Origin of the sequence: Sediminibacterium ginsengisoli (assembly GCF_900167075.1) — a bacterium.
GTDB classification, from domain to species: Bacteria; Bacteroidota; Bacteroidia; order Chitinophagales; family Chitinophagaceae; genus Sediminibacterium; species Sediminibacterium ginsengisoli.
On record NZ_FUWH01000003.1, the window covers coordinates 342,059 to 353,937 of the forward strand.

The window sequence follows — 11,879 nt, forward strand, 5'->3', positions numbered from 1 at the left end:
CTGCTGCAGCCTCTTGCTATTAGCGCTGGAGTCGTTAATTTAGATCATCAAACAGAACAATTACCTTGAACCAGCATAAAAGATATTCGTTCCGTAAGGTTGCACTGGTGGTTTTTGCCGTCAACATAGCTATGACGCTCTTTGCTGTCATAGCCATATTATACATACCTGGTGCCAAGGAACAGGCCAAGCTGAAAGATTTGTGCTCGCCGCTGAATCTGATCCGGACAGGCGCCTCACTCGTATTTCATACCCTTTATTTCTATTACGGATTGAATGCATACCATACGATCCTCCGCGCGGCAAAACCATGGCGGACCCACATCCTGTTTATGATCGTGCTGGTCCTGTGCTCATTGACTTATTATTATCTCAGCGTTATACTTGTATCTGACGACCAGATCGAGAAGATGAAAAAATATGGCTGGGGACTGAGCCTGTTCTCTTTCTTTTTCAGCAGTGTGCTGCTCTGCGGACTATGTATGCTCATCGCTTATATCGACAACCTTCGTATTGAAAAGAAACAACGCCAGTTGCTGGAACGCAAGTCGCTGCTGCTTGAAAATAAAAACACGCAGGCCAATTATAATTTCCTGAAAGCACAGATCAATCCGCATTTCCTGCACAATACACTTAATTTCTTCTATGCCAAATCACTGCCTTATTCGCAGGAATTGTCCGATGGTATTCTTACTTTAAGTGAGATCATGCGTTACTCGCTTACCAATACGGAAGATGTGGAAGGAAAAGTGCCGTTGTCCGATGAAATAGCGCATGTGAGAAATGTGATCAAAATCAACCAGATGCGGTTCAGTGATAAACTTCAGGTAAACTTTGAAGTGGCCGGTATTGTGGAACCGCTTCGCATCATCCCTTTTGTGCTGATTACCATCGTGGAAAATGTACTGAAGCACGGAGAGCTGAAAGATGCTTCCGATCCTGCTGTGATCAAACTGAGTGTTACTGATAAAACGCTCTCCTTCCATTGCCGCAATAAAAAGAAAACAGGTCCGAAAGAACTTTCTACCGGGCTGGGACTGGACAATACCCGCAAACGGCTTGCCCTTACTTATGGTAAACAGTTTACGCTTGATGTAACAGATACAGAAACACATTACACCACGGAATTAACTATTCTTCAGTTATGATACACTGTTTAGTTGTAGATGATGAACAACATGCGATTGATGTACTGACGCATTATATCAGCAAAGTTCCTTTTCTCGAGCTCACCGCATCCTCTACCAATCCGCTGGAAGCCCTGCAATTGCTGAATAAACACAAGATCGATCTCGTATTCCTGGACATACAGATGCCCGAACTTTCCGGGCTGGATTTTATCAAGGCGATCAATCATCAGTGCAAGGTCATTTTTACAACCGCTTACAGCGAATTTGCCGCAGAAGGTTTTGAACTGGAAGCGGTTGATTATTTGCTGAAACCGGTCAGCATGCCGCGCTTCCTGAAAGCAGTGCAACGCGCCGCCAACCTGATACAACCAAGTACTGAAACTGCAGCAGCGGAAGACCTGGATGATGATTATATTTTCATTAAAACAGAATCAAAGGGAAAAGTACTGAAGATCAACTTCAGGGATATCGACTATGTGGAAGGCATGAAGAATTATGTGGCCATCCACCACAATAACCAGAAAACAATGGCGCTGCTGAACATGAAAGACCTGGAAGACCGGCTTCCGAAAAAACATTTCGCGCGTGTTCACCGTTCTTTTATCGTTTGCCTGAACAAGATCAGTGCTGTTGAAGGAAACAGGATCCTGTTACGCGGCACAGATGCAGAAATTCTGCTGGGTGATACGTATAAAGCTGCTTTCTTTGAGCTGATCGGTCCCAAACTGCTCAAATAACCTCTTATTTCAGTAACAATTTGTGAAACCTGGACAATTCGGCCTGCTCCGGCTGGGAGAGCGGATCGTTATGCTGTAATTTGTTTTTGAAAAAAAGCACTCTTTTGTGTCCGGGATATTTTGCAAGGATCGCATCGGCCAGTTCTTCATCCTTGTTTTCGGGTAATACCGGCATCGTTTTTTCCGCAACCGATTTATAACGTGTAGGCATTTTCTTGATTGTTGCGTCCAGCGTTGCCAGCCAGGACGGGGGCATGTCTTTTACTTTCTGTGCTTTCTGAAACAAACCCTCCAATTGCTTTTTACTCAGACTACCTCTTTCTTCGTACTGGTGCATCAGGCTCATAACAAAAAGAGCATCAGGGTTATGGCGATAAGTCGCATCCAGAATTTTCCCGATAATATCCACGCTTTTCTTACTGGTATTCATGCAGATGAAAGGGTTATGGTCATTGCCTTATGACAAAATAACGCAATTTCTTCCGGCTCTGGCAGATTGGCGTTTGATACCCGTGCTTTTCCCGGTGTTTTTGGCTGATTACATTTAACCGCTATATTTGTCCTGTTCATTATTAGTGTGCACAGAACCTAACCCCCCAAAGTTCATCAGTGGAGCGCAAAATTCTCATAGCAGACGACCATGCGATAGTACGCTACGGAGTTTCCCTGATCATAAGGGAGGAAGTTCCCGGGTCTGTTATTACTGAGGTTGACAATTTTAATGATGCGCTTTCCCTTGTAGAAAAAGAGCATTTTCATCTTCTGATACTGGATATCAATCTTCCCGGCGGTAACAGCATCCAGATGCTGGACCAGATCCGTCAGAAACAACCCTCCATCAAGATCCTCGTTTTCACCGCATACGAAGAATCTACTTTCGCAATCCGTTATATGCAGGCAGGTGCCGATGGTTACCTGATCAAGAATTCCGCTGCAGATGAGATCGGCCGTGCACTGAGAACTGTATTAAGCAGCCAGTTATATGTGAGTGATTCTGTTAAAGAATCTTTACTCGCCGATAAGCTCAACCGGCATAACAGCGAAGCCAACCCCCTGCGTCTTCTGTCGAACCGCGAAAACGATGTGCTGCAACTAATGCTGCAGGGTAAAAGTGTTTCCGAGATCGCCAATATGCTGAATGTTCACACTACTACCATCAGCACTTACAAAAACCGCATCTTCGAAAAGATGAATACACGTAACCTTGTGGAACTCATCGAAAAGTACCGTCTTTTCCAGAGCTGATCTGGTAAAGTTCAGGAGACAAGCACAGGATCTTTTTTCTGTTGATCTGTTGTTCGCCGGTTGGCCTTCATTCCTGGACCCGTCTCCTGAGTGTACCGTCTGTTATCAATCAATCTATTTTCAAAATCTTTACCTCCGTTCTCCTGTTCGCCTGGTGCTCTGCTACTGAACATGGAACACCGTTTGAACATCCGTTCACCAGCATGCTTTCGCCATAGCCTTTCGCTTTCAGGCGGTTTGCATTGATTCCTTTTTTCACCAGGTATTCTACCGCTGCTTTTGCCCTGCGGTCAGAAAGCGCCATGTTGTAGGTGTCGCTTCCGCGGCTGTCTGTATGTGACGAAAGTTCGATCTGCAGACCCGGATATTTGTTCAGCGTAGCTACCAGCCTGTCGAGGATCACTGCTGCATCCGGCCTGATATTATGTTTGTCGTAATCGTAATGCAGGTTTTCCAGTACAAACTTGTCGCCTACTTTAAACGGAACAGCTTCCTGTACAGGCGCTGCAGGCTCCTGTGGTTTCATATACACAATGGCCGTGATGGTATCGTTGGCCGGCGGCATCAGTGTTTCCACGGCAGTTATACCGGATGTGAATCCTTTCAGCTCTGCCTTAACCGTGTAATGCTTGCTTTTTTCAACAATAAAATTATTCTGACCCGCCGCATCCGATTGTTTTACCCAGTCTGCACCGCGTTCAAGGTTCGTTAACCTGATCTCACTGTTAGGAATTACTGTCTTATCCTTCTCGTTCATCACGATGGTTTTAAGAACAAGGGCCTTAGGTGTTGCCGCATCAGGAACAGGTGTCGGGGGCGGCACCTGCCTGAATGCAGCGAAGGAATAGATATCGTCGCTTCCCTTTCCTGCTGCGCGGTTGGATGAAAGATACCCGGAACCGTCTGCCGACAATGTCAGGTAAAAATCATCATACGGTGAGTTGAAAGGAGGTTTTAGATTTTGTGGCGTCTGCCATACAGCGCCATTACCAGAGGTTACGAAAATGTCGAAACCACCCATGCCCGCAAGTCCTTTGCTGGAGAAGAACAGTTGTCCTGATGTTCCGACGGTCGGGAAAGCTTCTTCCTCTTCGGTATTCACCAGCGGACCGCAGTTCTGTGGTTCCTGCCATTCGCCGTTTGCCTGTTTTATACAATACCAGATATCCGTTTTACCATAGCCACCCGGCCTATCAGAAGCAAAGTAAAGTACGGAGCCGTCGTTATTCAGCGCGGCATGGCCTACTGAATATTTGGAAACATTATTGTATGCAAATGGTTTCAGTTCCGTCCACTTGCCTTCTGCATTCTTCACACTGTAGAAAAGTGCCAGGTTATATTTAGCCATCCTGGATCTTTTTACATATTCAACCGTTTCCGTCAGCCGGCTTTCGCTGGTGATGGTAAAGTAAACTGTATCGAGCTTTTTGGAAAAGGCCGCTGGTCCAACATGGTACTTATGATCGTTGATCAGGGAACTGAAGCTTGTTTTTACATTCGCAGAATCGGCAGATTGCCAGCCCGGAACGGTAGTGAATAAGCGCAGGAAGGGATTACCTGTCCAGCCGTATTCTTTTTCGCCGGAACGGCTTTTTCTGTCGAGCACTTTTTTATCCCGGTCTTCAGATGTGAATACCAGTTCTTTGCCGTAAAAAGTAGCGCCCCAGTCGGAGTAAGGCGTATTGAGCTGTGCCGCGTTTTTAACGGTAGCCGTTGTTTTTTCCTGCAACCATTTCACTGCAGAATCGCAGCCGTTGATGCGGATTGCGATTTTTTTTGTGTCTTCCGGTTTACGCAGCAGGTATTCGTTATAGATGGCTTTCGCCTCTGCATACCGCTGCTGAATTTTCAGGATATCCGCTTTGCGCAGTACAGCAGGGGCTGCTTTGGCAGAATCTTTTTTTATGTAGGTATCGTACCAGGTCAACGCTTTATCGTATTGCTGCATTTCATCGTAGCAATAAGCCAGTTTGTAGAGTACATCGGCTTTGGGCTTTCGCCTGTTGGCCAGTTTTTCATACATGGGTGCGGCATACGAATATTCCATTTTCGCGAAATGCCTTTCCGCGATATCAAGCCTGTCTGGTTGCTCCTGTGCACGGAGCGAGAATGCTGCCGGCATCAATAAAAAAAGAAGACTGTATTTTTTGAAGCTCATGCTGTTATTTTAAAAATACCTTGGACTTAATTGCATTTTGTCTTTGTTCCAGAATGTGATACCCAGGGAAAGTTCATGTGTTCCGTTCTGGTACGTATTCAGCTTGCTGGTAGTAATATCATAGGCATACCCGATCCGGAGTCTTGGTGTAGCATAGATCTCTGTGATCAGGGAGTACGCATCCGTTTGTTCCAGGTCTTTCTGCAGGTTGCTCTTGTTCCAGATCTTGAAACCGGTACGGTATGAAGCCCCCAGCCAGATGATGTCTTTCAGCAGGAAGAAAGCGTTCAGATCCACGTTGCTCGGGCCCTTGAAGTCTTCTTTCCAGAGAAAGGATGGCTTGAATTTCACATTGTCGGAGATATTCATCATCACACCGGTTCCGGCGTAGATGTGCATGGATTTTTCCATGCTGTAGAATTTATTTCCGAGCCAGTTATAACTCACATTCGCCTTATCGAAAGAAAGGATGTTGTTGCCGCCTACGCTGAAATAGAACTTGGGCGTGTAGTAGTAGATACCGAAGTTCGCGTCCGGCACCATTTTACTTTCCCTTCCCACAGGCACCATCGGATCGTTTGCATCCACGTACTGGAATACATTACCATCCATGGTGTACTGCGAAACACCAGCGCCGATTCCGATACAGAGGCGACGGGTATCTTCCCTGTTCAGCGGGATGCGATAGGTATAGCCGCCAAAAACCGAAACAGTCTGCTGAGGTCCGATCTTGTCGGAAAGAACCCTTGCGCTCCAGGCCACTCTTTCGTCGTGGTTAGGCACCAGCCACTCCACGGAGGCTGCTGCTGTTTTAGGTGCACCGGGAAAACTGGCCCACTGCGTTCTGTAAAGCGCATTCACATAAGTGGCTCCACGGTACCCGGCATAAGCAGGGTTCAGCGCCAGCGGGTTGAATATGTACTGACTGAACTGTACATCCTGTTGGGCTTTTGTTTCGGGAACCAGCATCATCACAAGCATTAAAAGCAGTGCGCCCGTTTTAATAATCTTATTCATGTTCACCTTTTTCTTTTTCGGTTTTTATTGGTGTTATCTGTTTGGCTGTTACTATCGTATCAGCTGTACCCATCCGTTATATACTTTGGTACCGGTCGGTTTGGGAACGGTCAGTATGTAGAAGTAGGTTCCTTCGTTCAGACCGGAGCCATCCCAGTTGTTCGAATAATCTTTCGAATGGAATACCATGTTACCCCATCTGTTATAGATTACCAGCTGTGTTCCCGGGTAGCGGTTGATACCGAGTATCAGGAACTTGTCGTTCTTACCATCGCCGTTCGGTGTAACAACGTTTGGTATAAAGATGTCGTCCTTAACTGTGGTATCTGCGCTCACACTGTACGTTGCAGAGGCAAGGTTATTGGCCGGGTTACCATCTACTTCATCAGATTTAACCGAAACGGTGTTTACGATATCGCCGCCGCTTGTTACCTGAACTTTCAGTCGCATCGTTGACTTCTCGTTGAATGCGAGTGTCGGGATCTTCCAGGTGATGGTTTTGGTGGTCTTATCGTAAGATGCCGTTCCTTTCTGAACCGTTGTTGTTACATTGGCACCGCCCAGGTTTCCAGGTAACGGATCAGTTATAACTACGTTGTTCGCAGTTGCCCTGCTGAGGTTGGTTACTTCTATTTCATATTCTACTTCCTTACCAACTTTCACGTTTGGCGCAACTGTTACAAGACGTTTGGTCACGTACAGATCCGGTTTAACAGTGAGTATGGTCAGGTTAACCGTTGCCACATTCGAAATCTCGCCGTTGTTATCCAGTATGGTGTAAGTGAATACATCCGTTCCTTCATAACCCGGTGCAGGCGTATAGATAACCGTACCGTCAGGCCTGATCGTTACCGTTCCGTGTGCAGGCTGTGCCACAACCACGATCGAAGCCGGGTTCAGTGTTGTTCCGTATGCCGCATCGTTGGCGATGAGGTTAATGGTTACAGGAACATCTGTTTCCGTAGTTGCTGCATCATTGGTTGCGAGCGGTGGCCTGTTGATGGTAATGCTGGCCGTTGCCACGTTCGAGATATTGCCGTTCGCATCCTTCACTGTATAAGTGAAGCTGTCTGTTCCGTAGTAGCCGTTAGCCGGTGTATATACCACTTTACCTGTTGCAGGGTCGATGCTCAGCGTACCATGTGCCGGTTGCGTTACAATGGTTACTGTTGATGGTACCAGGTTGCCGTCGCCCTTCACATCGTTCGCAAGGATATCCAGCGTTACAGGAACGTTCATTCTTGTTTTAGCTGCATCATTGGTTGCGGTCGGAGGTTTGTTCACATAAATGTTAACCGTTGCCACATTCGAGATCGCGCCATTTGCATCTACTACAGTATAGGTAAAGCTATCCGGTCCGAAGTAACCCGGGTTCGGTGTGTATACCACTTTACCTGTTGCAGGATCGATGGTAAATGTGCCGTGTGCCGGAGGTGTTACAACCGTTACCGTTGATGGTACGAGATTACCGTCGCCCTTCACGTCGTTCGCGAGGATATCGATGGTTACCGGTACTCCGGGGTTCGCTACCACGTTATCGTTAACAGCGGTTGGCGGTTTCGGTACGGTGATATTCACGGTTGCCACATTAGAGATCGCGCCGTTGGCATCTTTCACGGTGTAGGTGAATACATCCGGTCCGTAATAACCCGGGTTCGGCGTATACGTAACCCTTCCTGTTGTCGGGTTAACACTCAGCGTACCGTGCGCAGTTTGTGCAACAATGCTTACTGTTCCAGGAGCAAGCGCTGCAGCTCCCTGCAGATCGTTGCCGAGAATATTAATCGTTACCGGTGTATTCGGAGGTGTCATCGCCGCATCATTAACTGCAGTTGGTCCCTGGCTGATGTTAATGGTTACGGTTGCCACGTTAGAGATCGCGCCGTTGGCGTCTTTCACGGTGTAGGTGAAGTTGTCCGGTCCGTAATAACCCGGGTTCGGTGTGTATTTCACTTTACCGGTTGCCGGGTCAATGCTCAGCGTACCGTGTGCAGGCTGCGTTACAATGGTTACGGTCGACGGAACAAGTGCTGCAGATCCGATAGCATCATTACCCAGGATATCGATGGTTACCGGAGTGTCCGGGATCGTTGCTGCCACATCGTTGTTTGCTACCGGTGGCTGGTTCACGGTAATGTTAACCGTTGCTACGTTCGTTACATTGCCATACTGGTCTTTCACCGTGTAAGTGAATACATCCGGACCATAATAGCCATTGTTCGGAGTATAGGTCACTTTGCCGGTTGCAGGATCAACGCTCAGTACACCGTGTGCAGGCTGAGAGATGATGGTAACGGTATTGGGTACCAGGTTACCGTCGCCCTTCACGTCATTTGCAAGGATATCGATCACTACCGGTGTAGACGGGTTGGTTACAGCCGCGTCGTTGGTTGCTACCGGTGGTTTATATACATGTATGGTTGCTGTGGCCACATTCGAGATCACGCCGTTTGCATCTTTCACGGTATAAGTAAAGCTGTCGTCGCCATAGAAACCAGGGTTTGGCGTATAGGTTGCTTTACCGGTTGCCGGATCGATGGTTACGGTTCCATGAGCAGGTTGTGTTACCACGGTTGTTGTACCCGGGTTCAGTGCTGCATCGCCCACCACATCGTTGCCCAGGATATCCAGTGTTACAGGAGTAGCCGGGTTGGTACTTGCGGCATCGTTCTGTGCGGCAGGGCCTAACAGTACGGTGATGTTCACGGTAGCCACATTGGATACGCCGCCATCATCATCTTTAATGGTGTATGTGAACACATCGGTTCCGTAGTAACCAGGGTTCGGTGTGTATTTCACTTCTCCTGTTACCGGATCGATGGTTACAATTCCGTGTGCAGGTTGTGTAATGATCGTTACCGTAGTCGGGTCGATCACGCCATCTGCGTCTGTATCATTACCCGGAACATTGATGGTTACAGGAATGTTGGCGCTGGTTACTTTGCTGTCGTTATTGGCAACAGGGTTTACGTTCGGGATAACGGTCAGGGTTCCGTCAACATACGTAATGTCGTAGTTAGACGTCACATCTGCTCCCGGTGTTGTTTTGATCACCGGTGTACCTGGCGTGATCACGATCGGGTATGTTCCGAGTGCTGCGGCCTGTGGTGTTCCGGTACTGGTCAGTACAGATGCGCTGATCGCATCACCCGGCACCAGTGTTCCTGCCGTTACAGTAACGTTAGACGCCAGTGTAATGGTATGGTTATATTTCTTGGTTGTGCTGTATGCCGTGATCGAAATCGGGCGTTTGCTGATGGTAAGTGTTCCATCTTCGAATGTGATGGTATAGTTACCAGCTGTCAGTCCACCCGGAGTGATCGGATAAGTACCGGCATTAACAGCTGTCTGTGATGTTCCGCTGTAAGCCAGGGTGCCGCCGAGAACACCCGGAGTGTTTTCGTTTTCACCGTTTACAAAGCCGGTGTAAGAGAGGATGGAATAACCACCGCCGAACACCTGTGCATCGTATACTTTCGATTTATCAGCCGCTTTAATCGTCAGCGGAACTTTTGTTACAGTAAGCGCGCCGCTTGCCAGTGTGATATCATAGCTGGAAGTTACATCCACGTTCGAAGCGTTTTCGATGCGGATGGTTCCGTTGGTGATATCGATGCTGTAAGTGTTTCCAGCCACTGTAGCCATTGCAGGAGATCCCGTGGTGCTGGTTACTGTTGCCGCTTTCAGCAGATCAGCCGCTGCAATGCTTCCTGCAGTTACAGATACTGCAGTGCCGTCTGTTGCAAAGGTTTTCACTGTGCCGTAAGCCTTGCTCACATCATTTGCCCTGAAGGTAACAGCGCGTTTGTTGATCGTGAGCGCGCCATCAACCAGTGTGATATCATAGTTTGAAGTCACATCTGCGTTGCTGTTCGCAGGATCCAGGATCACCAGGCTGCCCGGAGTGATCACTGTTGTATAAGGACTGCCGCCAACTACCGCAGCCGCAGGAGCGCCGGTGCTCGTTACTACAGGGTTTGTGCCGATGGTGTTGCTGTTTACAAGTCCGCCGCTTGTGATAGCCGTAGCCGTTCCGTCGGTCGGGAATGTATAGGCATCGCCATATGTTTTGGTTACATCGTTCGCTTTGAACGTGATGGCGGCTTTGTTGATGGTCAGCCCGCCATTCACCAGCGTGATGTCATAGTTAGCCGTTACATCAGCACCTGTACCGTTCGCGTCTTTGATCACAACACTGTTGTTCGTAACAATGATCGGGTATGGTGTTGCGCTCGCTGCCGCATTTGCCGGAGTTCCCGTGCTGGTCAGTGCAAGGGCACTGATCGCATTGTTCGGTGCGAAGATCGGGGTGCTTACGCCGGTCACAGTCACTTCTGATGTGCTGTTCGCAAATGTATGCAGGGTACCGTAGGTCTTCGTTACATCCTTAGCTGTAACGGTGATCTGGCGTTTGGTGATGGTAAATGTTCCCGGAACCAGCGTGATGTTATAGTTCGAGGTCACATCAGCATTGCTGTTCACAGGATCGATGATCGTAACACTATTGGCAGTAATCTGTGTAGCATAAGTACCTGATACAGGTGCCGCTGCTGTTGCACCGCTGTTCGATGCGGTTACCACAGGATTTACAGAAATCGTATTGCCGTTCACCAGTGAACCGGTCATCGTTGTTGCAGTTCCGTCGGTTGCAAAAGTGTACGTATCACCGTAAACCTTGGTTGCATTATTCGCAGTGAAAGTCAGCGCCGCTTTGTTAATCGTCAGGCCGCCATCTACTAATGTAATATCATAGTTGGCTGTCACATCGGCGCCTGTACCATTCGCATCTTTGATCACTACGCTGTTGTTCGTGATCACGATCGGATATGGTGTTACACTTGCTGCCGCATTGGCTGGTGCGCCAGTGCTAGTCAGCGTAATACCGCTGATCGCATTGGTTGCCGCCAGTGCAGGGCTGCTCACGCCTGTTACCGTTACTTCTGAAGCGGTATTCGCAAACGTATGCAGGGTACCGTAGGTCTTCGTTACATCTTTCGCTGTAACCGTGATCTGGCGTTTGGTAATGGTGAATGTGCCAGGAACCAGCGTGATATCGTAGTTCGAGGTCACGTCTGCGTTACTATTCGCCGGATCGATGATCGTAACACTATTGGTAGTGATCTGTGTCGCATAAGTACCTGATACTGGCGCTCCTGCTGTTGCACCGCTGTTAGATGCGGTTACAACAGGGTTCACAGAAATTGTATTGCCATTTACCAATGAACCGGTCATCGTGGTTGCGGTTCCGTCGGTTGCAAAAGTGTACGTATCACCGTAAACCTTGGTTGCATTATTCGCAGTGAAAGTCAGCGTGGCCTTGTTAATGGTCAGACCGCCATCTACTAATGTAATATCATAGTTGGCTGTCACATCAGCGCCTGTACCATTCGCGTCTTTGATCACAACACTGTTGTTGGTGATCACGATCGGGTAAGGTGTTGCACTTGCTGCCGCATTCGCTGGTGTTCCCGTGCTGGTCAGTGCAAGTGCGCTGATCGCGTTGTTCGGTGCGAAGATCGGAGTGCTTACGCCGGTCACAGTCACTTCAGATGTGCTGTTCGCAAACGTATGCAGCGTACCGTAGGTCTTCGT

7 protein-coding genes are annotated in these 11,879 nt (G+C 48.2%); 3 read left to right on the top strand and 4 right to left on the bottom strand.

Annotated features, from left to right (window positions below):
* The first annotated feature begins 65 nt into the window (after positions 1-65).
* Together B5D42_RS07280 and B5D42_RS07285 are read left to right on the top strand one after the other, a co-directional pair.
* Entirely contained in the window at positions 66-1,148 is a 1,083-nt protein-coding gene (locus tag B5D42_RS07280) for a sensor histidine kinase (protein WP_139367032.1), read from the top strand.
* Entirely contained in the window at positions 1,145-1,867 is a 723-nt protein-coding gene (locus tag B5D42_RS07285; protein ID WP_078830797.1) for a LytR/AlgR family response regulator transcription factor, read from the top strand. Before B5D42_RS07280 ends, B5D42_RS07285 begins: the two co-directional genes overlap by 4 nt.
* A gap of 4 nt (positions 1,868-1,871) precedes the next feature.
* Here B5D42_RS07285 and B5D42_RS07290 read toward each other — a convergent pair whose 3' ends face one another.
* Positions 1,872-2,297 carry a hypothetical protein gene (locus B5D42_RS07290; protein WP_078830798.1) on the bottom strand — a complete coding sequence of 142 codons (426 nt, stop codon included), beginning with the start codon at positions 2,295-2,297 and terminating at the stop codon, positions 1,872-1,874.
* A 179-nt stretch (positions 2,298-2,476) separates the two neighbouring features.
* Between B5D42_RS07290 and B5D42_RS07295 the strand changes: the two genes are divergently transcribed.
* Positions 2,477-3,112, top strand: a complete 636-nt coding sequence (locus tag B5D42_RS07295) for a response regulator transcription factor (RefSeq protein ID WP_078830799.1) — start codon at positions 2,477-2,479, stop codon at positions 3,110-3,112.
* A 109-nt stretch (positions 3,113-3,221) separates the two neighbouring features.
* Here B5D42_RS07295 and B5D42_RS07300 read toward each other — a convergent pair whose 3' ends face one another.
* From B5D42_RS07300 to B5D42_RS07310, 3 genes are all read right to left on the bottom strand, one after another.
* On the bottom strand, positions 3,222-5,270 hold the full coding sequence (locus B5D42_RS07300) for an OmpA family protein (protein ID WP_078830800.1): 2,049 nt from the start codon (positions 5,268-5,270) through the stop codon (positions 3,222-3,224).
* A 9-nt stretch (positions 5,271-5,279) separates the two neighbouring features.
* Complete coding sequence (locus B5D42_RS07305) at positions 5,280-6,287, bottom strand: PorP/SprF family type IX secretion system membrane protein (protein ID WP_078830801.1); 1,008 nt, start codon at positions 6,285-6,287, stop codon at positions 5,280-5,282.
* A 51-nt stretch (positions 6,288-6,338) separates the two neighbouring features.
* A partial coding sequence (locus B5D42_RS07310) for an Ig-like domain-containing protein (RefSeq protein ID WP_176112938.1) occupies positions 6,339-11,879 on the bottom strand: 5,541 nt, incomplete at its 5' end.